This is a genomic window from Listeria grayi (assembly GCF_900638015.1).
GTDB classification, from domain to species: domain Bacteria; phylum Bacillota; class Bacilli; order Lactobacillales; family Listeriaceae; genus Listeria; species Listeria grayi.
Genome location: NZ_LR134483.1, coordinates 385,167 through 409,895, shown reverse-complemented (window position 1 = coordinate 409,895; position 24,729 = coordinate 385,167). Strand labels below are relative to the sequence as shown.

Sequence of the window (24,729 nt, the reverse complement as noted above, 5' to 3'; positions counted from 1 at the left end):
TTTATACCCTTGTTTTCACGCTTTAATATCTAAAAGTTAAATTATTTTTAAAAAACAAGACGGCCTTCGCTGTTCGAAGTCCGTCTATCCTGTCATTGCTGTAATAAGCGATCAATATCCAGTTCTGTCAGATCTGTTACCACCACATCTGCTTCCGGCAACGCTTCTGTTGTTTTAATACCGACTGCATACATACCGGCAGCTTTGATTCCGGCGATTCCAGCCTTGGCGTCTTCAAATCCGACAGCTTTCTCGGGGGCAACTGCTATGCTCGCTGCTGCTTTCAGAAAAATCTCCGGATCTGGTTTCCCTTTGGTAAGCGTATTTGGATCTACGATATGCGCAAAGTAATGGCTGACTTCCAGCTTATCTAAGATCATGGGCGCATTTTTTGAAGCGGATGCGATCGCACAAGGGATGCCTTTTGCTTTTGCTGCTTTTAAAAATCCGGCCACGCCTGGCAGCAAATCCTTTGGTGACAGGTCTTTCAAAAGTTCGACATAGTTCGTATTTTTCTTTGCAGCCAGTTCTTCTTTCTCCGCTTCGCTATATGCCATTTCTTTCCCGCCATGTGCTATTATTTTTTCCAATGATTCCATTCGGCTGATTCCTTTAAGTGTTTCATTGAATTTCTCATTGATCGAAATTCCCAATTCATCTGCTAGTTCTTTCCATGCCTGGTAATGGAATTTAGCTGTATCCGTGATGACACCGTCTAAATCGAAAATAAAACCTTCCCGCATGATTCTCTAAACCCCTCTCTTTAATAAGCAATCGTTATTTGCTCGCCAGCCGGTAGCTGATAAGTTTTTCCACGGACGGAAATGTCTGATGCTGTCGACGCAGTTACCGCTATTGTCTCTGCTGTGATCTCAAATTGATAGTTCACACCTCGGCGTACAAGCTGGAAGGCGATCTTCGTCCAATCTTCCGGTAAGCGTGGCTGGATCGATAATTGTTGTTTGCGAATATCTACACCTGCATAAGTAGCCAGAGTGACGTGCAGTGTTGCTGCCATAACTCCTGTATGAATTCCTTCTGCTGTCGTACCGCCTTGGATGTCATTGTAGTCAGAGTATAAGGCTTCTTGATAAAATTTCCACGACAACGCATGCTGCCCGACCATTTCTGCTAATTCAGCATGGACGATACGAGATAATGTCGAGCCGTGCGAAGTTCGCTGTAAGTAATATTCCAAGTTCTTTTCTAAATAGTCATCCGGCAGTTGATAGTCTAAGTCGCGAATGATCTCATCGATGTGTTGTTTATCCAAGTTATAGAAAGTCATCAACGTATCGGCTTGTTTGGAAACTTTGTAATCATCAGCTGACTTGCCTTCCGCTTTTAAGATTCGATCCATTCGGTAAATATTGCCGTATTTCTCTTTATACGCATCCCAATCGATCTCTTTCAGATCAAAATAGCCTTCATACTGCGCAATGATTCCTTCGTCATTGATCTCAAGCTGTAATTGATGTTTGATCTTTTCATAGTCTTCCAAATCTTCTTCCGTAAGGCCTACTTTTGCACGGATCTTGGCCAATGTTTCCGAATCGAAACGTTCTCGTAGATCCGCCACTTCTTCAAATAGCCAAACGACCATCATATTTGTATAGGCGTTGTTTGTCAGCCCGCCTTCTTTGCTATCCGGGTATGCTTCGTGAAATTCGTCCGGTCCCATTACTTTCGGGATATCGTAGCGCTGTGTACTTTCATTGAATACGGCTGTGCTTTTCCAAAACTCAGCAATCTCTAAGAGCATTTCGATACCGTAGTTTTCCATGAATGCCTGATCATCTGTATTGACGTCATATAACCAGACGTTATAAGCGATCGCAAGCGAAACGTGGCGCTGTAGGCGACTGTAGTCATCGCCCCATTCACCATTCATCGGGTTCAAATGCAATAGCTGGGTTTGTTCTGTTCCGTCATGGCCGGATTGCCATGGGAACATTGCACCATCATAGTTTTCGCGAGCAGCACTTTCTTTGGCTGCGGCTAAGCGATTATAGCGATAAAGTAGCAATTGTTTTGCTGTTTCCGGGAAATGATAGATATAGAATGGCAAAATGAAGATCTCATCCCAAAAGATGTGGCCACGGTAAGCTTCGCCATGCAGTCCTCGTGCTGTGATCGAAACATCGAGATTAGCACTGCTGAATGGTGTAGACGATACTAAAAGATGATAGGTATGCAACCGTAGCAGTTTTTGTGACATCATATCGCCTTCCACTTTGATATCAGCTTTCTCCCAGAGCGTTTGCCATGCTTGGCTGCTTTCGGCAAAAATATCTGCAAAGGCTCTAACAGACATCGTTTCCGTTTTGAGTGCCTTGATATCGATTGGATTCTGCTGATGATCGGCATATACTTCTACCCGCTTTTCAAATGTGTAGGATTCGCCAAGCGCTGCCTCGAAGTTCGTTGCCTGCACAACTTTTCCTGCTTGGATAGTATTCGTAGTTTCGGTAGAGAAAATCGTTTTCTGCAGGACTTCGATCTGCGATTGGGTGGTTTTCGTATGGATAAAAGCGGTATTCCCTTCCGCCCCGAGATCCACAACATCATAATGGTGAGAATTGAGGGAACGATATCTTTCGACATTACTGTTTTCAACCGTTCCATCTAATGTGGTGATCACCGTCAGTGGAGCAGAGAAGTTTAGCGGCCGTACTGTATATTGAATCGCATATTCGTTCATTTTCGCCATATTGGCTACTTTCTCCGCCTTCCATTCCAGCTGCCGCCCTTCTGCATCTTCCACAATTGCTCTTGATTGGAAAAGTCCTGTTTGTAGATCTAACTTCCGTGTAAAATCCATTACTGTAACATTCTCAAATGTCAGAACTTCTCCGGAGGCAATCTTTACGCCGAGAAAACCAGCGCTGGCATTGTTGACAAAGTCTTCATTGACCACTTTTGTATCAGCAACGACAGATTCCGCTTGATTATAAAGGCCTGCAATATAAGTAGCCGGATATGTGCCACTAGTCTGTTCCATTTCCGGGCTCGTTCCTCTTAATCCGAGAAAACCATTTCCGATTGTCAGTAGCGATTCGATCGAGTATTCTTCCTTACCAGGTTCATAGCCTACATAATCTAAATTCCAAGTGATTGCTTCTGCTTTTGCTGCAAAGGCTTCCGACAAAGAGCCGTACTGCGCGGCCTCTTTTTCATGCAAAAATGGTTTATTGGTTATTTCCGAAAACAGCTTTGCTAGATCGTACGCTTTTCCATCTGCATCTATGTAAGTGTTTTCATGTGTTTGTGCATTAAATTCTCCAGAAAGAATGCCAGCTACTATTCCTGCCGCCGATAAGCGCACCGTTTCTGTTATCTGAGAGAGCTCCGTGGTCAGAGAAGTTTTGTCCAGCGGAAATTTTGCTTCGCTCGTTATCTCTCCATGTTCGATTGTTTGGATCGCGATTTTTCCAGGGTGGAATGTCACCGCTAAATATTTCATTTCACAGCCTCCTATTATAACTTGAATATACAAGTTTTCACACTGCAAGTATAGTTGATTTCGATCCAAAAAACAAGCGTTTTCTTTCTACCATTCCAAACACAAATGCTTCTTTCTATGGTAGAATGAGGTAGTTACTATTTTTAAAGTTAATGAGGTATGCACAAAATGAATAAATTTCATGACATATTTTTAGATTTGGAGAAAAAGATCCGCGATGATGTTTATCCAGTCAACTCCCTTCTGCCAAGCGAAAATCAATTAATGAAAATTTATAATGTTTCCAGAGAGACCATTCGTAAAGCGCTTGTACTGCTTATCAATGCCGGATATATCCAGAAGAAGCAGGGAAAAGGCTCGATCGTCATCAACTATCATAAGTTCGATTTCCCGATTTCCGGATTGACCAGTTATAAAGAGCTGAAAGACGCTCAGCACATCTACAGCAAAACGATCATCGCCGAGCTCTCACTCACTAGACCTACCGAACAGCTGGCCAGACAAACAGGCTGGAGCACGCAAGATACGATTTGGCGCCTAGTGCGGCAACGCGAGATCGACGGAGAAAAAGTGATTTTGGATAAAGATTTTCTGCTGAAATCGATCATTCCCGACCTTCCATTAGAGGAAGCCGAAAATTCGATCTACCAATATTTTGAAAATGAACTTGGTCTCAAAATTGGATTTGCCCAAAAGGAGATCACTGCCGAACCAGTCACAGAAGAAGATAAAGCTTTAATGGATCTAGGCGACTCCACCCATGTCGTTGTCGTCCGCAGTGTCGTTCATTTAGAGGATACCCAGTGTTTTGAATATACCGAGTCGCGACACCGCTTAGATAAATTTAAATTTGTCGATTTCGCTCGAAGAAGACAACTTAATTAAAACCGCTAGCCTACTAACAGACTAGCGGTTTTTTATTTTAAAAATAAAACGCTTGCTTTTTTACAATTATCGGTTTATGATTATCATGAAATACAACTTGTATATATAAGTGACTTCAAAAATGAAAGGGGTTTATTTTATGGGCAAGTATTCAGAAGATGCCAAGCAGCTGTTAGAATATGTCGGAGGAAAAGAAAACATCTCTGCTGTCACACACTGTGTAACGCGAATGCGGTTTGTGCTAGTCGACGATTCCAAAGCTGACAAAGAAGCGATTGAAGATATTCCTTCCGTAAAGGGCATGTTTACTAACGCTGGACAGTTTCAAGTTATCATCGGTAATGATGTTTCTACTTTCTATAACGACTTTACAGCTATTTCCGGAATTGAAGGCGTTTCCAAAGATGAAGCAAAAAGCATGGCAAAGAGTAAACAAAATCCGGTTCAAAAAGCCATTGCTGTTTTAGCAGAAATTTTCACACCGTTATTACCCGCAATTATTATTGGTGGTCTTATCTTAGGTTTCCGTAACGTGCTCGGGGATATCGACTTCGGCGGTAAAACGATCGTCGAGATGTCGCAATTTTGGGCAGGAGTCAACGATTTCTTATGGCTGATCGGGGAAGCGATCTTCCACTTCTTACCAGTCGGAATCGTGTGGAGTATCACCAAGAAAATGGGAACGACACAGATTCTCGGTATCGTACTTGGGATCACGCTCGTTTCACCTCAGCTTCTCAACGCTTATTCCGTTGCTTCTACGGCAGCGAAAGACATCCCGTTTTGGGATTTCGGTTTTATCCATATCGATAAGATCGGTTATCAAGCACAAGTTATCCCGGCGATGCTTGCCGGTTTCATGCTCGCTTATTTAGAACGCTGGGCAAGAAAACATATTCCAGAAGTCGTCTCGATGATTTTCGTACCGCTGATCGCATTGGTACCAACTGTTATCGCAGCACATGTTATTCTTGGTCCGATCGGCTGGACAGTAGGTTCTTGGATCTCTGCCGCTGTTAACGCAGGTCTTACTTCTTCTATTAGCTGGCTGTTTGGTGCTGTATTCGGTTTCGTATATGCACCGCTAGTTATCACCGGGCTCCATCATACGACGCTCGCCATTGACTCGCAGCTGATCGCGGACTTCCATAGTACCAATCTATGGCCAATGATCGCCCTTTCGAATATTGCACAAGGTTCCGCAGTTCTTGCTGTATACTTCCTTCATAAAGGTAATAAAAAAGAAGAGCAAGTATCTATCCCAGCAACGATCTCCGCTTACCTGGGTGTTACTGAGCCAGCAATGTTCGGGATCAACTTGAAATATCTGTATCCATTTATTGCCGCTATGATCGGTTCCGGTGTTGCCGGTATGTTCGTGACTATCTTCGGTGTAAGAGCGAACTCGATCGGTGTCGGCGGACTGCCAGGTATTTTGTCTATCCAGTCTAAATACTGGCTGATCTTCCTTGTAGCCATGGCAATCGCGATTGTCATTCCGTTCTTACTGACGATGTTCTTCCGCCGCGCTAATATTTTCAACAAGATCGACCGCGTCGGTGCTGCAACAACTGTCAATCCGATTAAAGAACAACCAACATCTTCTGCTTCTATAGCAGATACGAACAAAGGCATCAACTTTTTCGCACCGGCAGACGGCGAGCTTATTCCGATCTCGGAAGTAGACGACCCTGCTTTTGCACAAAAAACGATGGGCGACGGTTTCGCAGTGAAGCCGACGACCGGTGAAGTCTATTCTCCAGTAACAGGCGAGATCATCAGTATCTTTGAAACCAAGCATGCGATCGGTTACCAACTGGACAATGGCCTAGAAGTATTGCTTCACATGGGGATCGATACAGTCGAATTGAATGGCGAACCCTTTACACTTAAAGTCAAAATAGGCGATTTCGTTAAGCCAGAAACAAAGCTTGCACACATTGATTTAGAAAAAATCACTGCGGCCGGCAAAGGAACTGACTTGATTGTCGTAATCACAAATATGGAAAAAGTAAAAAACTTTACCTTAGAAACAAGTGGTCAAGTGAAAGCTCGTCAAGAAGTGGCGAGTGTGGAAGTACAAGAATAAGTAAAAGAAGAGCTTCGGTCTAGTTGACTGAAGCTCTTTTTTTATATGTATTATAGATTCTGATGGATCGGATAAATAGTAGTTTCAATAGGTTTCGGAAACATGCTTTTTGATAAAATAGCCCCCAACTCAACATAAAAAAACGCTTAAAGCACAGCAGCCCTAAGCGCGATTTTCAAGGTGATCGTTTACTTTTTTTTCTTTTTTCTTTGGAACATGACTTTAAAGGAACCTTTGAGAACATCAAAAAAGCTGAGCGATGGCACCATATCAGCCGGGTCCACATAGACTCTGATTGCCCTAAGGACTTCTTTCGGCCGTTTAGAAGAAAAGGTATACGTGCCATTTCTTTTTGTCTTGATCGCATAACGAGGAATCCACTTGCCCTTTAGCATGACAGAAGCAATCACTTGATCTACTTCTTCCCAGGGGATTTGGATGTACTTACGCACGTCACGGGAATTGAAAAACTCGAAGCCGTTATCTCCGATCAATATCTTCCCATAATCTGTAAGGCCCGTAAAAGCGGTAGCATCTATTGTCAAATCTACCTTTGTATTAATCGATTGAACCAATTACATCCGCTCCATTTCATTTATACTTCTTGCTTTTATTATACGTTTCTTTGAGCGATTTAGCCACAAAAAAGCGGCTGGTCCAATAAGCCCAGCCACTTCTTTATGTGAACTATGATTGCCCCCAGATTTCTACGCTAACCTTCCGATCCCGTCATTCTCGGCGAAAACGGAAGGAGAACAGGCAGCAATTGTTTCTGTAACGGATTTTTTCAGAGAAAATCGTATTCGTTCTTATAGAAGTCCGATTACGTGTCCACCAACACCAACTACGAATAGTCCTAGAATGATGATGATTGGGCTGACTTTCTTCTTAAGCAACCACATACAGAAGAATGTAAGAAGTACTGCTGCAAGTCCTGGAATCAAGTTATCCAAGTTATTTTGCAACGTTGTAACTTTGATTTGCGATAATGCTAATCCTGCATCATGTTGTTCCAATGCAGTTTTGATACCTTGTGCGCCACTTGGAATCTTGTTCCAATCGATAAACGCGCCGTCATCTAATTTAACTTTAGATACAACTGGTGCAAAGTGAATCGATACCCATCTTTGTACGAGGGCGGCGAGGACGAACATCCCTAAAATGGAAGCGCCTTTTGTAATGTCTTGTAAAATACCACCGGAAAGGTCATCTGTGATTTTAGAACCAGCTCTATAAGCAAATTCTTGTGTATACCACATGAATCCCCAACGGATAAGGTTCCAAGCTACGAAGAAAATGATTGGGCCAAGAATACTTCCGCCCATTGCAAGCGAAGCTCCTAGTGCACCTAACATCGGACGAACTGTAAACCAGAATACTGGGTCACCAACACCAGCTAGTGGTCCCATCATACCAACTTTAACCCCTTGGATCGCTACATCATCAACTGGTGCGCCATTTGCACGTTCTTCTTCTAGTGCAAGTGTTACCCCAAGAATTGGTGAAGCAATGTATGGGTGAGTGTTAAAGAATTCTAAGTGACGTTGCAGCGCTGCTGAACGATCTTCTTTTGTTTTATATAATTTTTTGATTGCTGGAATCATGGAGAAAGCCCAACCACCATTTTGCATACGTTCATAGTTCCAAGAACCTTGAATGAACGTGGAGCGCCATGCTACGTTTAGGCGATCTTTTTTAGTTAACTCGATTTTTTCTGCCATTTCTCTTCTCCTCCTTTTAGGTTTAATAATCGTTTAAGATATCACCGAGTGGATCTCTAGAACTACCGCCGCCGTTTCCGCCGCCTGAGTTATTGCCTCCGCCCATTTTGGACAGGTTCAAGTAGATTAGAGCTAGAGCTACACCCAATGCACCTAATGCGATAAGTGTTAATTGAGAAATTGCAGCTACTACGAAACCGATGATGAAGAATGGCCATACTTCGCGTGTTGCCATCATGTTAATAACTAACGCATAACCAACGGCAACTACCATTCCCCCACCGATTGCCATACCATCAGTCAACCAAGCTGGCATGGATTCTAGGAATGATTGCACGCTGTGTGCTGGAATGAATAGAAGTGCTGCTGCTGGGATCGCGATACGAATACCTTGCAGACAGATCGCAAAAATTTGTAACCATTCGATTCGTCTGATGTTGCCTTCTTCTGCCGCTCTATCCATTAAATGTACAACTGGTACAGCTAATGTACGAACGATCATTGTCAAGAAAAGACCAGCTACTGCAAGCGGAATTGCGATTGCGATCGCTGAAGGGATCCCTTTAACGCCTTGTTCACCTAATACTAAAATAATTGCTGACGCTACTGATGCAAGTGCTGCATCTGGTGCTACCGCTGCTCCGATGTTTGCCCATCCAAGCGCGATCATTTGAAGTGTACCACCAAGAATGATACCCGCTGTTAAGTTACCTGTTACTAAACCGATTAATGTACATGCCACTAGTGGTTGGTGAAATTGGAATTCATCTAAAATCCCTTCAATACCTGCTAGAAAGGCAACGATTACTACCAAGATCATTGATATAATAGACATAATAGGCCTCCTATTTTAAATTTGTTTTCTTACCCTTTTAACTCAGATTTTGCACGTTTGATGATTTCATCCATATTTGCACCAGAATCATTAGGTACTTTACGAACGTCGAATTTAATGCCTTTTGCTTTTAATTTTTCAAAAGCTTCCACATCTTCAGGTCCCATTGAAAGCACTTTGCTTACAACGACTTTCCCTACAGAGTGAGCCATCGAACCAACATTGATCTGGTCGATTTCCACGCCGCCTTCTACGACTCTAAGAACATCTTCTGGGTTTTCAAATAATAATAATGCTTTGGTATTGCCGAAACGTGGATCTTTTGCTACTTCGATCATCTTATCCACAGGGATAACGTTAGCTTTAACACCTGGTGGTGCAGCTTGTTCGATCAATTTCTTACGCAAGTCATCTTTGGAAACTGCGTCAGAAACAACGATGATCCGATTTGGTTGTGTAGATTTTGTCCAAGCAGTTGCTACTTGACCATGCAATAAACGGGAATCGACACGAGCCAAAACAAATTTGATTTTGCCGTCTCCTACTACTGTTCCTGGTGCTAGCGAACCTTTTGGTTGCTCTTCTACTGCAGCAGGTGCTGCTTCTTTTGGTTCTAGTTCTTCAGGTTTAATGCGTACTCCTTCTTTAGCTGTCCCAAGGATATGTGCTGCGATCTCTTGCGCAGATTCCATTGTGAAGCGTGATGCGTATGCTTCGATCAACATTGGTAAATTCAAACCTGCAACGATTGCCCACTTATCTTTATGTTCTTCATACAAGCTGTTTGCTTGGTTGAATGGAGTACCTCCCCATAGATCGACTAAGAACAATACTTCATCTTGATTATCAAAAGATGCAACAGCAGCTTCCATCTTTGCTTTGACATCATCTGGGCCTTCGCTTGGCATTAATGTAATTGCCTTAACATTCTCTTGTTCTCCGAAGATCATTGTACCGGATTGCAAGATACCTTCAGCAAATTCGCCATGGGTTGCGAGGATAATTCCTACCATCTCTCTACCTCCTAAATAATTAATCTTTATTTTTCCCAAATAGACGAAACTAACATAAGCTGTTTATCTTCATTCTATTAGTTTTGTCTACTCCGAAGCGCTTCTCTCCCTTTAATACCGCCCCCTCTCAAGTTTTCTGCTTGTTCTAAAGTTGTTATAATTTAGCTTTTTTTAGCGCTTCCATCAAACTTTGTTTACTGTCTGTCACTACTTTGCGAATCTCAAGCTCTATCCCGTGGCTGTCTAAATAGTTAAACGCCTCTAAATCAGCATCATTTACCGCAATGGTATTCGATATCATTTTCTTTCCTGCGGTATAGCCCATCGCACCAACATTTACTGTCGGGAAATAGATACCTGCTTTCACTACTTGTGCTACTTCGATCGGATTGGTGAATAATAAGATCACCCGAACGTCGTCAAACAGCTTATTGGAATAAACTTCAATCATTTTGCTAACAGTGATCACATTCACTTTGATACCCGGGGGAGCTGCTTGTAGAAGCAAAGTTTTCCGCAAATTATCTTTGGTCACAGCGTCGCTAACAACAATGATCCGTTGTATATCTAAGCGCTTTGCCCAAATTGTGGCAACCTGTCCGTGGATTAGCCGATCATCAATTCTTACTAATCGGATATCGATTCCCACCAACATCCCCTCTTTCTGTTTGGCTTATTATTTTGTTGTCTACTTTATATATTGCAAGTTCCGTGCCAACTGTAGTGTATTCTTCCGAAAATCTTTTAATACCAATGGATGAAGCGCAACCAAAAATAAACGGATAATACACTAATTAGTGTATTATCCGTTTATTGATACGCTATTTCACTTCTGCATCTAGTGTATTATTCAATATTTGCAGGATATAATAGATTTCTTCTGGTGGGATTGTGATCAATAATGCCGCTTCCAACATTCGCGCGATTTCCCGTACTTGAACAAAACGCTCTTCCTGTTCATCAAGCACTTGATCGTCTGGGATCTGCAGGCAATCCTGTCGCAATATCCGCTCGACCATACCACCTAAGTGCATGACCATATTGATCGTAAATGCCTGATCGACTTCCTTTAAAAAGACGGCTGTCAATTCACTGGTGAAATCCCACAGCGGTTGCATCACTTTTTCCGGATTGATAAACGTGAAATTCTCGCGTAGATACTTCTCGCAGAGTTCCCACGATTGATCATCATTGAGGACAACTGGATCAAACAAATTATCCGCATCAATGATCAGTTCTTGAAGGATCGTTTTTGCTTCGCCAGAGAAAAGTGCTTCCATCGGAATATATCTGACACCGATTTCCGGGTCCACGATACCTGTTACCGCCACAAGCTGGTAGTCTTTTTGCAGGTTCTCCAACACAGAATCCATTTCCACGATCGAGATCGGTAAAACTTCAAGATCCTGCTCACCGATTTCTAAAAGTGATTTTTCGATGACCTCTTTCATCCGTTTGGCGGTTCCTTGTCCAGATGCACAAATTGCTACGATCGCTTTTTTCGTGTGATGATTATTGTGCGCTGGCAAGCTTTCGACTTCTTGATCGACCGCATTGCCATAACCGCGGAAATTTTTTAGCGAATGGAATAAATAATCCAAGTCCGTATCGAGCAGCTCTGTTTTTCTGACTGCCTCCAATACTAACGCGGTCGTTACCATATCGACTGTGCGGACTGGGATTCCCGTTCGACGATGGATCTCCTCGCTGAACGTTCCAAGCGAACCCATATCCACCAGCAAGAGCACGCCCCCGCCGTTGTTCACTAATTCCACTGCGCCCACGATTTCCTCGAGAGCAGCACGTGGTTTCATTTCTACTGGCATATCCACCGCTACGAGATTATCACTCCCGAACAACTGCTTGACTACTTGCGTCATACTCGTCGCGGTGCTGTTTCCATGTGCGGCAACCACGATCCCGATTCGTCCTGCTGCCTTTTCTTTTTTCAGTGAAACTAGAAGGACAGTAAGATATTCTACCTCTTCCATAGGGATGCTGATTTGATATTCCTCAAAGATCAAGGCTTTGATATCTAATGCAACTTCATATTCCTCGGGATATTTTTCCACCATTTTTCTGATGCTTTCGTTATTGGCTGCTTCCCCACGATTTTCGAGTTGCTGCCGTTTTAAAAAGGAACTGATATGCAAACTCATCGCATAGATAAAGTTTACTTGGAATGTATTATTGAGTTTACTTTTAGCAATTTCATAAATCCGCTTTGTTAAGTCAATTACTTTTTGTTCCACGATTTCTGCTAATTTATTTTCAATATCAAATGTTAAGCGATGATCTTTGTAAAAGGATTTCAAATGCACATTGATATCGGTCATGATAAACTGGTTGATCGATTCTTGATCAATGCCGTCGTCTTTCAGCAGCATCGATTTCTCGTTGATGATCTCGTATAAATTATAAGGCAGTTCATAGGAGTCGACCAACGGCGGCAAGAGGTTCTGATCCGGTGATACTTCCATGACAGCATCCAATCCTTGCGCTAGCTCTGCTAAAAATTGCCGGTCATCCGCCAAATGACTCAAACCGCTCTTGATCTCTTCTGTCAGATCCTCCAACGTAATCACGATCTCTTCGCTTTCCATTTGATTCAAAAAGCTTCGCGCACAGATCAGCTGGATATTCGATTTCAATTGCCCGACATTTCCATGTGTCACACTGCCGATCAGCGCTTTGACAACATCTTCCGTAAGCGAGATCTTGCGTTGGATGCGTTCTGCCTCAATGCCGACCATTAGTTTGACCAGGTCGATTTTCTCTTTTGTTTGCCGCTGATTGAAACTTGGTAAATGGATACTGATCGGGATTCGACGCATAAATGTATTTAATAAGTAAGAAGTCGCATCTTCTGTCGTCGCGCAAATGATGCGCACGTTGGCATGACGCTCTTTCGCCGTTTCGCCGAGTCGATTATATTTTCCATTGTCCATAAAATAGAAAATCATCTCTTGCCCTTCTGGAGGCAAGCGGTGGATCTCATCTAGAAAAAGCATCCCGCCGTCTGCTTTGGCGATCAGCCCTTCTTTTTCCTTGGTCGCACCAGTAAATGCACCCGCTGCATAGCCAAACAGATGACTCATCAGCAGTTCCGAATTATGCGCATAGTCCGCACAGTTGAAGACGATCAATTCCTGCTCTTCTTTGATAAGGCCTTTTGCCTTGGCAAATTCAAACATAATATGCGCAAAATGCGTTTTACCAGTACCAGTCGCACCAGTGATCAAACAGTTCAACCCGCGTGGCGGATATAAAATCGCCGCTTTGGCTTGTTCGATCGGCATTTTCATGCTGCCGCTACCGCCGATGACTTTTTGGAAAACATCTTTATATTCCGCTTGCCGCGGCGCTGCACCTGTCCGCTTCGCCGATTTTGCTTTATTCGGCACAGCAACTCGTCCGCTATCGACATAACGAACCGGTCTTCCGTCAATCTTGGCTAGCAGCCCGTCCTTAACAAGTTCATTCAAGTCTTTGCTAGCGTTGGTTCGTTGAATATCAAAAGCTGCTGCAACTTCATTTGTTGTCACTCCTGAGCCAGAAGCGATCTCTTCTGGACTTAATCCCTTTGTCCTTTTACTAACAAATAAATAGATTTTCTCTACCCGCTTCATCTTTCCCCCACCTTCATCTAAAGCAACTAAACTTCTCCCTCATTGGTGAACTTGTCTAATATCCCTTATATCCTACCATAATAAGTGGGTTTTTTGAACCTTTTTATCATGTCTGCTAGACAATAACGGTCCTAGCGAAGGTCGCTTACGGTAACCCAATATCTAAGAAATCCATCACATTAACGACCTTTTTATGTTCATTTAGAAAGAGAAACTCATAATTCCCGCCATCCATCAAAATTTGCTTCTCTTTTGCAGAAGGTTGCTTTTTGAGGGGAAGAACTATTTTATATTGATAATTTCCCCCTTTAGCAAGTGTTTTAAGATCGTTCCGAAATAGAGGCAACTTATTTTTATCGATCAACCGGTCTAAGTTAGTTTGATCTGTTTTGCTACGCACTGTATAGTAAGACGGCTTCTTGGTATGCTGCAATTTCTTTTCTAATTCCCTGCTAAAAGTTGCCTTAAAAGAAATGACCACTTGCTGGTTGTAGATTTTCACTTTAGGCTTGTCAGTAGACATGTTTGTACCAATGTTAGCTGCGTATTCTTCTATTGATGTATAACCCGTTTTTTTACTGATTGGCTTGTTTTCTATTTTTGAAGTAGCATCTGGAACGTTCTGACAACCGAATAATAGTCCTATTACTGCTAAAACAAAAATGATAGGATATCTCTTTTTCTGCATTTCTTTCCTATCCCTCTCTTTTAACATATAATCTGATATTCCTTTAATAATAGCATTATGCCCGCCTAAAAATCTTTTTTTACAGTTTGCTTATCTATTCACATATGCTAAACTAAACCTATCTAATCAAAGGAGTCCACCATCCATGTTCGATAGTGAAGAAATCTTATCCAGAATGAACGACGGTCAAAAAGTGAATTATGATAAAGTTCTGCAACGAATGATCCAAAATTGGGCGGAGAATGAAGTGCGTCCGCGGATTCTGCTACATAGCTGTTGTGCGCCTTGTAGTACTTATTCATTAGAATATCTCACTCGATTTGCTGATATCACGGTTTATTTTGCAAATTCGAATATTCATCCGCGCAGTGAATATGAACGGCGGAAATTAGTGCAGGAGCAGTTTATCGAGGCTTTCAATGCGAAAAATCAGACAGAGGTCGCTTTTTTAAGTGCTCCTTATGAACCCAATGTATTTATTCGTGAAGTCAAAAAGCTCCAGTTAGAAAATGAACCTGAGGGCGGCAAGCGCTGTTCTGCTTGTTTTCATATGCGGTTGGATATCGTCGCGCGAAAAGCCGAGGAACTCGGGTATGACTATTTTGGCAGTGCCCTTACCCTTTCGCCAAAGAAAAATAGCCAAGTCATCAACGAGATCGGTATTGAGATCCAACAATTTTTCCAAACTCGCTATCTGCCAAGCGATTTCAAAAAAAATAATGGCTATCAAAGATCCATCGAGTTGTGCAAGGCTTATGACGTTTACCGGCAATGCTATTGCGGCTGTATTTTTGCGGCGGCGAAGCAAAATATTGATTTTAAAGCTGTGAATAAAGAAGCAACAGCTTTTCTCAAAAAAAATGCCGACCGGCACTCCTAGCCCGGCGGCATTTTTTCTTTTCTTTTTATTCATCTGCATCCACCATTCCTTTCAGCCTGCCGATAAATTCCGCATAACTGCTCGACGTACTCAATTGTTTCGTATTCACTGCATCGGAAACGATCTCAATGAATCGTTCAAAAAAATCATTGAATACTTTGGATTCATCTTTGCTGATCGTCACAAACGCTATCAGCTTGACTGGATATGCTTCCCACATGACCGGTTCTTGCAATGTCATGACCGCTACACTGCTTTTCACCGCGCTGATCTCAATGGCGTGCGGAATGGCGATGCCAGAAGGGAACCCCGTAGAAGACATGCTTTCCCGTTTTTCAACGCTTTGCAGAAAATCCTCGCCGACATAGCCATTGTGTAGCAACCGCTGATTGATCTGCTTTCGGATCGCCTTTGGAGTTGCTGCTGCAAGGTCTACCTGATTGAAATACAACTCGGCTGGAATAAATTGATCGATATATTGATGCATTTTAACTTTTTGTTTCTGTTCTTTTATCTGATAGATTCTTTTTTCGATTTTTCTTAAATCATTTTGATGTAGAAGCGGCTGGATAAAGATAGCCCGTTCATATCGTTCAGCGATGCTGTGGTCAGTTGTCAGTAACATATCATAACTTTGAGCTTTGATAGCTGCTTCATTAGCTGTCTTGATAAATATCTGTTCACCAAATGCGTTTTCCAGTTTTGCCACGATATTCTCGCTTAAATCATGGTAATCATTAGCGACCAACAGCAAAGAAGCTTGTTCGATGCTATTTTTCTGCGTTCCTAAAAACGAACCGATATGCAAAGCAATAAATGAAATCTCATCTTCGTTGAACCAGATAGCTAGCTTTTCTTGAATCAGTGAAGAAATGTACACGGAAATATCATAGATCAGCGGATAGGCCGTTTTTAGATCCAGTAAACTGCTGTTTCGTGCGAAGGTATCGTATTTGGAACGGTGATAAAGACTTTGCACGTGGATAGCCAACTTATTGAAAAATTCCTGATCATCTCCAAGTTCGATCAAATAGGTCTTTTTGACTTGCTTCAATACATCATGCAGCGCCGTAATGATTTTTTCATCCACAACTTCTTTTAACTGTTTGTTCTTGCTGTTTGCCGAGGTTTCGTTTTGAATCCCGATGAAAAGCAGCGCCAACTGTTCGAGTTCCCCTTCTGAAAAATCAATGGCATATTCTTCTGCTAGTTTATCTGCGATTTCCTTTGCCAGCTCGTATTCTCTCTTTGTTTGAAAATCTTGGTTGTCCGTTTGCTTTTTAATGATGTGCCCTTGACGGATGCGTTCAATGCTGATTGCATAATGAAGTACGATATTATTCAATGTGTATTGATTGATACGGATCTCGTGTCCCGCAAATACCGTACGGATCATCTCTTGAAGTGCAGCTAGTGAAATATAACCGATCATCTGCTGAATACTTGCTTTCAGTTTTTCCTGCAGATTGCTTTCGTCATATAGTAGTGAAATCATATAACGCCTCTTTGCCCGCTCCGTTCCGACCAGCTTTACAGTATCCTTTTCAAAGATGATCTGGATATTCTTCGCCGTAAATTCTTTTTTCATCTGCTGGATATCTGCTTTTAGGGTAGATTCAGAAATAAAAAGATTATCGGCTAATTCGTAAATATCGATCCCATCTGCTGATTTTTTCAACAATTCGAGAAGTATCCGTGACTTACGATCATTTCGTAGTGGTTGTTCGCCAATTGCCTTTATTTCCGTATTCAGCCGATAGCCATACGTACTTGCTGTGATTTTTCCAGGCAGTTCCGCATTGATGCTAGCTACTCGATTTCTGATCGTTCTCGTTGTACATTCGCAGTATGCCGCCAATTCCTTCGATGTTATCCAGCTATCTTTATGTTTTTCCAAAAAAGTCAATAAATCTTTCTGCTTTTCATTCAACATATTCATGGCCCCTAAAGCAAAGAGGAATGATTGTTTTACGCTTTCTAGACAATCATCCTCTCTCCTATTATTTACTTATAAAACTTCGCCGTTTGACGCGATCACATTTTTATACCACTCAAAGCTGTCTTTCTTTATCCGTTTGCCTGATCCATTTCCTTCATTATCTAGATCGACATAGATAAAGCCATAACGTTTTTCCATTTGCGCGGAAGAGCAGCTGACGATATCGATCGGCCCCCAAGCGCAGTAAGCAATAACATCTACACCATCAGCCATAGCATTTTTCATTTGTTTGATGTGTTCGGATAAATAAGCGATCCGATAATCATCGTGCACGCTGCCGTCCTCCAGTTTATCGTACATCCCAAAACCATTTTCAGCAATAATGATCGCTTTTTGATAACGATCCCAATACTGCGAAAGCGAGTTGTACAAGCCTTGCGGATCGACCGCCCATCCCCATGGGTTTGCTGTTAAATTAGGATTAGCGGTTACCGAAGCCGGATTCAAATCATTTTTGCTAGAATCGACCATTTGCGAATAATAATACGAAATAGCGAGATAATCCATTGTATTATTTTTCAAAAGTTCCTTATCTGCTTCTGTGATCGATAATTCGATGGATTTGCTGGCAAAATAATTTAACGCGTATTGCGGGTATTCTCCGCGGAATTGTACATCTGTATAGAAGTATTGCATCCTGTTTCGCTTCAAAGCTAAAATAATGTCATCCGGTTTACAAGAAAACGGGTATGCCGTACAATCTGCTACCATCGTTCCCATTTGGATTTCCGGATTGATCGTTTTCGCATATTGAACCAACTGAGCACTAGCGACAAATTGATGATGCACCGCTTGGAAACTTGCTTCTTCATAATTATCTACCGTGTCATAAGCAACAGCTGTCGAGTTGAATGGTTCAAACTGGATCAGGTTGATTTGATTGATCGCGATCCAATATTTCACTTTCTTTTTGTAGCGATCTAAAACGACTTTACCATATTTCACAAACAAATCAATGACAGCACGATTATTCCAGCCGCCGTATTTAAGGGTGATCGAAACAGGTGTTTCATAATGTAGGATCGTGATGATCGGCTCCATTCCCAGCTCAATGATTTTATCGATCAAGCGGTCGTAATAAGCAAGCCCCGCTTCATTTGGCTCTGTTTCTTCTCCGGTCGGAAAAATCCGTGTCCAATCGATCGACGTCCGAAATGTTTTAAATCCCATTTCACTTAGCAAAGCCAGATCTTCGGGATACGTATGGTAAAAATCAATGCCATGCCGTTTGGGATAATAGCCGGTCTCATCCGCTAAGTTTGCTTTTACTTCTGCTACAGACATACCTTGATGTTGTGCCGCGCTGATTTCTTCATTCGATTTCTCAGGATAATACTTATGCAAGTCGGCTAAGCTGATACCTTTTCCATCTACTTTATAGGCACCCTCCGCTTGGTTCGCCGCGATCGCACCGCCCCAAAGAAAATCTTCCGGCATTGTAAATGCTGCTCTCATTTTTAAAGCCCTCCCATTTTAGCGTCTAATTTTGTAAATAACTTGATTAAATGTTCGCCGATCAAAATCTCGCTTTGTGCAGTCATCAGTGTATCTTGAGCATGACAGAACAGCGTTGAATAGCGAATTTGCTGACCAGATGCTTCCAATTGCAAGGTATCCGTTTGCAATCCATGTGCAACCACAACTTCCTTTCTAGCTTCCTTGATTTCCTCTTTCGCCTTCTCGAATTTTGATTCCTCTAAACTCTCTAAGGACTGCACCAAGCAATCGCGAGCATTTCCCGCATGAACCAAAATATTCATCGATAGTTGATTTAAACGATCATTTTCTTCGATATATTCTTTTTTCTCTGTTTCCATAATACATCCTCCAAATCAATTAGAAGCCGCTTCTAGCTGTGATTCTTCTAAATTTTCTTTTGCTTCTTGTTTTAATAAAGAATTATCGTATGCCTTAAAGAACGGCAGGAAGATAACCCATGTGATGGCAAAAATAACGATACACACAATGACTGCCCGAAAGTCTTGCGTTGCCAAGTAGGAAGTGAACGGGTAAGGCATATACCAGAGCAAGAAGGAATGGGTCGGTATATTGACCAATCCTAGCGACATGGAAAGATATGCCAAGGATGGAACAAGTAGACTGTTGATCCACATCGGGATCATCAAGTACGGGTTGAATGCGATCGGTGCGCCAAACACTAATGGTTCATTAATATTGAAGATCGACGGTATAAATACCGCCTTTCCGATCGCTTTCAACTGCGCCGATCTACTGATTAGCAGCATCATAAAAGATAGTGCCAAAGTCGTTCCGATCCCGCCCATTGACGAGAATGCGTAGATGGTTTCCTGAGTAGCGATATTTACTGCTTTCGCACCATGAGCAACAGCATCGGCATTAGCAGCCAGTCCTGCCATATAAACAGGATAGATGACCGGCATCATTACCCAACCCGAGATCCCGAATGTATATAGAAAAACGGGAATAAATACCGATAAAACAAAGCCCGGATAGGATTGGATGATGCTTGCTAACGGACTAAATACCAGTAAGACGACATTGAAGAAATCAATATGGAACTGCACGGTTACAAGCCAGCCTGCAACCAAGATAAAAGTGATCGGCAGCAGGCTATTGAACCAGCCAACTACAAAATCTGGAATCGGCGTATCTTCGTCGAACAAGGATCTTTTCGCCGCTAGATTCATAACAAAACCTACAAATAATCCAGTAATGATTGCTAAAAACATTCCTGTCGCTCCAAAACGAGAAAGAATGAATGTAATTTCCCCCGATTCTTGAACCGTCGGGAAAAGCAGCATGAGAAACAGGACGACTGCCGTAGAACCAGAGATCAACTTTTGACCACTATGCCCCTTTTTCTCCATTAAATAGTAAGGAATCATAAAAGCAACGATCAGTCCAAACATCCCGAATGAAAAATTACTGATCATGGAAAAGTCCGGCATCCAGTGGAATAAATTCCGCAGCAGCGAGATGACCGTTACCAGTGAACCCACGAACACTAATGGCAAAGCCGCCATGATCGAATCCTGAATCGCAGAGATCCATGGATTTTTCACGATCTTATTCACTTTCGGGGCAAATGTATTTGTCATAAAATCCATTATTCTATTCATTTTATTAGTCCTCCAAACTCAAAACTAGATCTAGCGCTTTCTCTCCGTTCAGCGAGCCATAAATATTTTGAGGGATAACAGCCGCTTTTACATGCTTGTCTTTCACTTGCTCTGTCAAATCATCTAGCATGTATGATAAATGCGGACCGATCAATAAATAGTCGATCTCATTGATTCGTTCATCCAGCTGTGATTCACTCGCCGCCTTTACCGAGATCGTTTCCCCTCTCTTCTTCGCAGCCTTCCGAATTGATGCCGCCATAAAACCACTTGAAGCGCCTGAACCACAAATCAGTAAAATGTTTTTCATTGTCTTCACCACTTTCTTTTATTTATACATTTATTATAGGATGCATAGACAGCGCTTACAAATTTACTTTTTTCCTCGGGGTAGGAAAGTATTGTTTGGTCGTAAATCAAAAGCAGAAAAGGAAAATCGTAAACGGCGATTTTCCTTTTCTGCTTTTTTATGGAACCTTATAAATTTTCTTTAATTATTACCCAGCAGTTCTACTTCGCCTAATTCCCCGCTGCCAGAAAATACGAGCTTATAATGCTTGAATTTGCTGCTATTCGGGTTTATCAAGAATGGTTTCGTGAAATAATCATAGTTAAAATCAAGTTGCTTGATCGTGGATACTTTTTGCCATTTCTTGCCATTTTGCGAACCCAAGACTTTGATCGTTTTGAAAGTAGTCTTTGTTTTCGTGTTGGTCAATGTAAGCAATTTTACTTTTTTCGCTTTATTGAACGAAACAGTCAACTCATTTTTATTATCGATCTGTACGCTTGTTTTACTGTTGTTGTCGATCAGCTCTTGATAATTATCGATTGTAGATTTGACCGCAGAGCTGTGGTCTAAGACATCTGTTTTTACAGTTGGTGTCTTACCGCTTTTAGTCAGTGACATGGGTTTGTCTTTTGCGGCAGTACCGCGTTTTTTATTTGGTTTCGCCGACATATTGAATTTCAACGTACCGCCTTTCATGATCGTTTTGTAATCGATCGCTAAGCTTGTTATTTTCTTGCCATTGAAAGTAACTTTATCGACATACACATTTTTATCACTGTTGTTTGGTGCGTCTACGGTCAACGTTTTGCCATTTGGAAGTTTGATAGATGCCGATTTGAATAACGGTGACCCCAATACAAATTGGTTGCTTGATAGTGTGAGCGGATATAATCCCATGGAGGAAAGAATCTGCCAAGCGGATTGTTCGCCGTTATCTTCATCCCCGATATACCCTTGACCAAAATCAGATCCTACGTAAGTTCTTGCCAAGATATCACGTACATATTTTTGTGTTTTCCAAGGTTCGCTAGAGAAGGCATACATATACAAAATATGATGTGACGGCTGATTGCTATGCCCGTATTGCCCTAATTTCACTTCTCTAGCTTCCCGCATTTCATGGATGACACCTCCACTTGTGGTAAAATCACCCGGTGTATTAACGATACTGTCGATTTTCTCCGTCAGCTTTTTAGGTCCGCCATATAATGCAGCAAGCCCATTCCCATCTTGTGGCACTGATACTGCCATATTATAGGCATCTGTTTCAGTATAGTCGCGTGACCAGTCAATCGGCGAAAAATCAGATGCTTTTGTGGTCCATGAGCCATTTGCTTTCCGCCCTTTAAACCACTTGTTTTCGACTCCATTGCCGGAATAAAACATTTCCGTGTAGCCTAGCGCCCGGTTTTTATAATAAGCCGCTTCATCTTTATGACCTAGTTTTTTCGCCATTTTATAAAGTCCCAGATCATTGATGTAGCCTTCCATAGACCAAGACAATCCGAATGAATCTTCTTCAGATGGTACATAGCCGAGAAAAGCGGATTGATTGAGGTCTTTTCTGCCACCGTTTACTAGATCGTCGGAAAAGACACTAGCATTTTTCAAAGCGGACTGATAAGCGGCTTCTTTATCCATTGAAATGTTTTTCATCATGGCGTCGGCGAAGATGATGTCAGAGTTGGTACCAACCATACTGTTTGTTCCACCTGGTGCGATCCAGCGCGGCACCCAACCTTGATCGCGATAGTGTTGCACGAGTCCGTCTACTAATTCAGCTTCTTTTTTGGGAGTCGATAATAAAGAATATGCCGGCCAAGTCGTACGGTAGGTGTCCCAGAAACCGTTATTTGCATAAAGTTTTCCTGTTTTGATGACGGGTTTATCATCTGTCCCTTCATACGGACTGCTGTATACCCATTTCTCTTTTGCCGCTGTTCCGGCATTTTCCGAGTATAGGTTTGGGTACATGTATAAGCGGTACATGTTGGAATACAAGGTGGTTAGCTGATTACCGGTAGCACCTTGGACACTCACGCGATCTAAAATGGCATTCCAATCTTTTTCTGCTTGTTTTTGCGCTTGTGCAAATGTGTTTTTTTCCAGTTCAAGTTGGTAATTATGCTTGGCTTGCGCTAAGCTCACAAACGAAGTAGCCACCTTCATTTCTACTTGATTAGTCTTTTCATCATCAAAACTGACAATTCCTTGCTTGCTGTTTTCCACTTTTGCGACGCTAAACGGCGTATCAAATTTGCCATATACATACATCGTCTTCATCCCATTGCTGGAATGCTTTGTCGCTGCTTCAAACGATTGGTCTTCTGTGTGATAGGTCAGCTTTCCATCTCCTCTAGCGGAATCAAAAATCACATTTTTGTGAGGAGCTGCTTTATCAAATGTAAAAGTCGTTACTGCTCCGTGCATCGTCGGTGTCAGTTTCATGGTTGCGCCGGCAGCGTTTGATTTATCAGGGAAACTTATCTGATAAAGCTGTGGTTTGGCAATTTCCTGTTCGTGACTGAATGCCGATGCATATTTTCCATGATCGATGTCCGCGCCACTCGTGACTTTTTGGCTGTCGATAGAAGTATTGACCATAAATTGCCATGTCCCTCTATCTCCGACCCAATAAGAAGGTTCATGACTGACTGTCATATATTGGAACTTCTTATCGCTATTGAGTTGATATTCGTAATTATTGTTGTCATTATAGTTCGTAGCTGGCGACCAGAAATTGAAGCCGTTCGGTACTGTAGTGGCCGGCAACGTCAGTCCACGTGAGAAATTCGTATTATTGTTGGTTCCTCGCAGCGTATTGACATAATCTACTTTTTGCATTGGCTGCGCAGGTTTCTCGTTGGTTAACTTGATATCATCAAAGTAGTCGGCAAATTGCTTTCCTTTTTTGGCATTCGGGTTGTGATAAGCCAATAATACGCGTTTGACGGTTTTACCATTTGCGACTTTACCGAGGTCGACAGTGATCTGGCTCCATTGATTGTATAAAAGTGTTTTCGATTTGCCTTGTTCTTGCGGGGAGACGATCACACCATCCTCGCTTTTCCCTTTGAGATCACTTAAATAGGACCCATCGGCAAATTCTAGATCCACTGCTGCGTACATCGGTGTATAGTCGTAATCATAATGAGAATCATAGCTGCCGGACTCGGAAGTCGGCATGACCTTATACTGTAGTCGTGTATTTTTAGACACCTTGATATTGACGTCATTGACAATATTATTATAGGAGTAAGCATCTCCTCCCTTGGCGATCGAACCTTTTACAACAGCAGCTTTGTCACCAGTCCAGCCTTTGTTTTTAAGCTGATTGAGTGCATCTTTCGGTCCGGTGCTGATCTGCGAGCTCATTTGCGCGCTGGAAGTAGGATCGTCTTTCTTATCGCCTGTTCCCAAACGCAATTCCGCCAACTGTGTCATGCTTGCACCATTATTTTCTGAAACAGCTAACTTGTAGAATTTGTACTTTTCACTTGAAGCGATTGGATATTTTTTCCACATGCCCCGTTCACTGAAAGACTGATCTTTTCTTTCATCAATTGTTTGCCAATTTTCAGAATCATTGCTTCCCAGCAATTTCCAGCTTTTAAGATCTCGTCCTGGTTCATCATTGGCAGAAGCAAGTGCATAAACCTTCACTTCTTTCGCTTCTTTCAAAGGAAACGCGACCCACACGTTTTTCCCATTATTTTCATTGGTCAAAAATTTCGTGCTTACACTGTCATCAAATAGATTGGCCTTTATTTCCTGTTCGTTAAAATCTTTACTGCCAGTGATTTGATCGTTCACAACAGTACTCGTTATATCCCCATGGATAACCGGTGTAAAAGTACTAGTTACATTTCTTGCTGCTTTCTTTTGATTCAATTCATCTTGTACAAAATTTGTCTCTGTGCCGTCTTCAAATGATGTGTAAAAAAGCTGATTGTTCTTTGCTGCATGTCCCGTTTTTGCGTTCATCCCCGTTGCCGTTCCTATTGCGCAAATAACTACGATCATGTAAAAAACAAGCTTTTTCATCGTCATTTCCCATCCCCTTATTATTTTTTAAAGCGCTTTCATTATAGTAAAGATAGCTGGTGATTGCAAACTATAAAGAACAGTCGGCTG

18 protein-coding genes and 1 pseudogene are annotated in these 24,729 nt (G+C 42.1%); 4 read left to right on the top strand and 15 right to left on the bottom strand.

Translation table 11 applies throughout. The features are described 5' to 3' along the window. Window positions 1-92: 92 nt before the first annotated feature. Both pgmB and EL241_RS01950 read right to left on the bottom strand, forming a co-directional pair. Window positions 93-743, bottom strand: a complete 651-nt coding sequence (gene pgmB, locus EL241_RS01955) for a beta-phosphoglucomutase (protein ID WP_126320304.1) — start codon at window positions 741-743, stop codon at window positions 93-95. Window positions 744-763: 20 nt separating this feature from the next. Then, window positions 764-3,463, bottom strand: a complete 2,700-nt coding sequence (locus EL241_RS01950) for a glycoside hydrolase family 65 protein (protein WP_036103669.1) — start codon at window positions 3,461-3,463, stop codon at window positions 764-766. A gap of 159 nt (window positions 3,464-3,622) precedes the next feature. Here EL241_RS01950 and treR point away from each other — a divergent pair, with 159 nt between their 5' ends. From treR to EL241_RS13745, 3 genes and pseudogenes are all read left to right on the top strand, one after another. Next, a complete protein-coding gene (gene treR / locus EL241_RS01945) occupies window positions 3,623-4,348 on the top strand; it encodes a trehalose operon repressor (protein ID WP_003757454.1) in 726 nt (241 codons plus the stop codon). Between the two features lie 139 nt (window positions 4,349-4,487). Then, window positions 4,488-5,900 (top strand): annotated as a pseudogene (gene treP, locus EL241_RS01940) (PTS system trehalose-specific EIIBC component); the annotation flags it as partial. Beyond that, the gene (locus EL241_RS13745) at window positions 5,883-6,437 is read left to right on the top strand and encodes a PTS sugar transporter subunit IIA (protein ID WP_232020859.1); all 555 of its coding nucleotides are present in this window, start codon (window positions 5,883-5,885) and stop codon (window positions 6,435-6,437) included. The pseudogene treP and the gene EL241_RS13745, both read left to right, overlap by 18 nt. A 188-nt stretch (window positions 6,438-6,625) precedes the next feature. On the opposite strand, the gene EL241_RS01935 is transcribed toward EL241_RS13745, so the two are convergent. From EL241_RS01935 to EL241_RS01905, 7 genes are all read right to left on the bottom strand, one after another. Then, window positions 6,626-7,012: a DUF956 family protein gene (locus EL241_RS01935; protein ID WP_003757449.1), complete on the bottom strand. Its 387-nt coding sequence runs from the start codon at window positions 7,010-7,012 to the stop codon at window positions 6,626-6,628. Between the two features lie 234 nt (window positions 7,013-7,246). Then, window positions 7,247-8,158, bottom strand: a complete 912-nt coding sequence (locus EL241_RS01930; protein WP_003757445.1) for a PTS system mannose/fructose/sorbose family transporter subunit IID — start codon at window positions 8,156-8,158, stop codon at window positions 7,247-7,249. Between the two features lie 22 nt (window positions 8,159-8,180). After that, on the bottom strand, window positions 8,181-8,993 hold the full coding sequence (locus tag EL241_RS01925; protein ID WP_003757443.1) for a PTS mannose/fructose/sorbose transporter subunit IIC: 813 nt from the start codon (window positions 8,991-8,993) through the stop codon (window positions 8,181-8,183). A gap of 29 nt (window positions 8,994-9,022) precedes the next feature. After that, complete coding sequence (locus EL241_RS01920) at window positions 9,023-10,006, bottom strand: mannose/fructose/sorbose PTS transporter subunit IIA (protein WP_036103656.1); 984 nt, start codon at window positions 10,004-10,006, stop codon at window positions 9,023-9,025. 154 nt (window positions 10,007-10,160) lie between these two features. Beyond that, window positions 10,161-10,649, bottom strand: coding sequence for a PTS sugar transporter subunit IIB (locus EL241_RS01915; RefSeq protein ID WP_197531928.1), 489 nt, complete (start codon window positions 10,647-10,649; stop codon window positions 10,161-10,163). 178 nt (window positions 10,650-10,827) lie between these two features. After that, complete coding sequence (locus tag EL241_RS01910; RefSeq protein ID WP_126320303.1) at window positions 10,828-13,635, bottom strand: sigma-54-dependent transcriptional regulator; 2,808 nt, start codon at window positions 13,633-13,635, stop codon at window positions 10,828-10,830. 145 nt (window positions 13,636-13,780) lie between these two features. Continuing rightward, entirely contained in the window at window positions 13,781-14,350 is a 570-nt protein-coding gene (locus tag EL241_RS01905; RefSeq protein WP_036103650.1) for a hypothetical protein, read from the bottom strand. A 118-nt stretch (window positions 14,351-14,468) separates the two neighbouring features. Between EL241_RS01905 and EL241_RS01900 the strand changes: the two genes are divergently transcribed. Further along, window positions 14,469-15,203: an epoxyqueuosine reductase QueH gene (locus tag EL241_RS01900; protein ID WP_036103647.1), complete on the top strand. Its 735-nt coding sequence runs from the start codon at window positions 14,469-14,471 to the stop codon at window positions 15,201-15,203. Between the two features lie 25 nt (window positions 15,204-15,228). Here the strand turns inward: EL241_RS01900 and EL241_RS01895 are convergent, their stop codons facing one another. The 6 genes from EL241_RS01895 to EL241_RS01870 form a co-directional block, all read right to left on the bottom strand. Further along, window positions 15,229-17,136: a BglG family transcription antiterminator gene (locus EL241_RS01895; protein ID WP_170166135.1), complete on the bottom strand. Its 1,908-nt coding sequence runs from the start codon at window positions 17,134-17,136 to the stop codon at window positions 15,229-15,231. Window positions 17,137-17,211: 75 nt separating this feature from the next. Further along, window positions 17,212-18,657 (bottom strand): glycoside hydrolase family 1 protein, encoded by a 1,446-nt coding sequence (locus tag EL241_RS01890; protein WP_036103643.1) that lies wholly within the window; start codon window positions 18,655-18,657, stop codon window positions 17,212-17,214. A gap of 2 nt (window positions 18,658-18,659) precedes the next feature. After that, window positions 18,660-19,019 (bottom strand): PTS lactose/cellobiose transporter subunit IIA, encoded by a 360-nt coding sequence (locus tag EL241_RS01885; protein WP_003757403.1) that lies wholly within the window; start codon window positions 19,017-19,019, stop codon window positions 18,660-18,662. A 15-nt stretch (window positions 19,020-19,034) separates the two neighbouring features. Beyond that, window positions 19,035-20,303, bottom strand: a complete 1,269-nt coding sequence (locus EL241_RS01880) for a PTS sugar transporter subunit IIC (RefSeq protein WP_003757401.1) — start codon at window positions 20,301-20,303, stop codon at window positions 19,035-19,037. A gap of 4 nt (window positions 20,304-20,307) precedes the next feature. Continuing rightward, a complete protein-coding gene (locus tag EL241_RS01875; protein WP_003757399.1) occupies window positions 20,308-20,613 on the bottom strand; it encodes a PTS sugar transporter subunit IIB in 306 nt (101 codons plus the stop codon). Between the two features lie 180 nt (window positions 20,614-20,793). Beyond that, a complete protein-coding gene (locus EL241_RS01870; RefSeq protein WP_126320301.1) occupies window positions 20,794-24,645 on the bottom strand; it encodes a GH92 family glycosyl hydrolase in 3,852 nt (1,283 codons plus the stop codon). Window positions 24,646-24,729 lie beyond the last annotated feature (84 nt).

What these genes read in the sequence shown, in the direction of transcription:
- EL241_RS01875 (WP_003757399.1), bottom strand. Translation starts at nt 20,613, where the DNA reads ATGAAAAACATTTTACTGATTTGTGGTTCAGGCGCTTCAAGTGGTTTT.
- EL241_RS01910 (WP_126320303.1), bottom strand. Translation starts at nt 13,635, where the DNA reads ATGAAGCGGGTAGAGAAAATCTATTTATTTGTTAGTAAAAGGACAAAG.
- pgmB (WP_126320304.1), bottom strand. Translation starts at nt 743, where the DNA reads ATGCGGGAAGGTTTTATTTTCGATTTAGACGGTGTCATCACGGATACA.
- EL241_RS01905 (WP_036103650.1), bottom strand. Translation starts at nt 14,350, where the DNA reads ATGTTAAAAGAGAGGGATAGGAAAGAAATGCAGAAAAAGAGATATCCT.
- EL241_RS01885 (WP_003757403.1), bottom strand. Translation starts at nt 19,019, where the DNA reads ATGGAAACAGAGAAAAAAGAATATATCGAAGAAAATGATCGTTTAAAT.
- EL241_RS01895 (WP_170166135.1), bottom strand. Translation starts at nt 17,136, where the DNA reads ATGTTGAATGAAAAGCAGAAAGATTTATTGACTTTTTTGGAAAAACAT.
- EL241_RS01870 (WP_126320301.1), bottom strand. Translation starts at nt 24,645, where the DNA reads ATGACGATGAAAAAGCTTGTTTTTTACATGATCGTAGTTATTTGCGCA.
- EL241_RS01880 (WP_003757401.1), bottom strand. Translation starts at nt 20,303, where the DNA reads ATGAATAGAATAATGGATTTTATGACAAATACATTTGCCCCGAAAGTG.
- EL241_RS01950 (WP_036103669.1), bottom strand. Translation starts at nt 3,463, where the DNA reads ATGAAATATTTAGCGGTGACATTCCACCCTGGAAAAATCGCGATCCAA.
- EL241_RS01920 (WP_036103656.1), bottom strand. Translation starts at nt 10,006, where the DNA reads ATGGTAGGAATTATCCTCGCAACCCATGGCGAATTTGCTGAAGGTATC.
- EL241_RS01925 (WP_003757443.1), bottom strand. Translation starts at nt 8,993, where the DNA reads ATGTCTATTATATCAATGATCTTGGTAGTAATCGTTGCCTTTCTAGCA.
- EL241_RS01930 (WP_003757445.1), bottom strand. Translation starts at nt 8,158, where the DNA reads ATGGCAGAAAAAATCGAGTTAACTAAAAAAGATCGCCTAAACGTAGCA.
- EL241_RS01890 (WP_036103643.1), bottom strand. Translation starts at nt 18,657, where the DNA reads ATGAGAGCAGCATTTACAATGCCGGAAGATTTTCTTTGGGGCGGTGCG.
- treR (WP_003757454.1), top strand. Translation starts at nt 3,623, where the DNA reads ATGCACAAAATGAATAAATTTCATGACATATTTTTAGATTTGGAGAAA.
- EL241_RS01900 (WP_036103647.1), top strand. Translation starts at nt 14,469, where the DNA reads ATGTTCGATAGTGAAGAAATCTTATCCAGAATGAACGACGGTCAAAAA.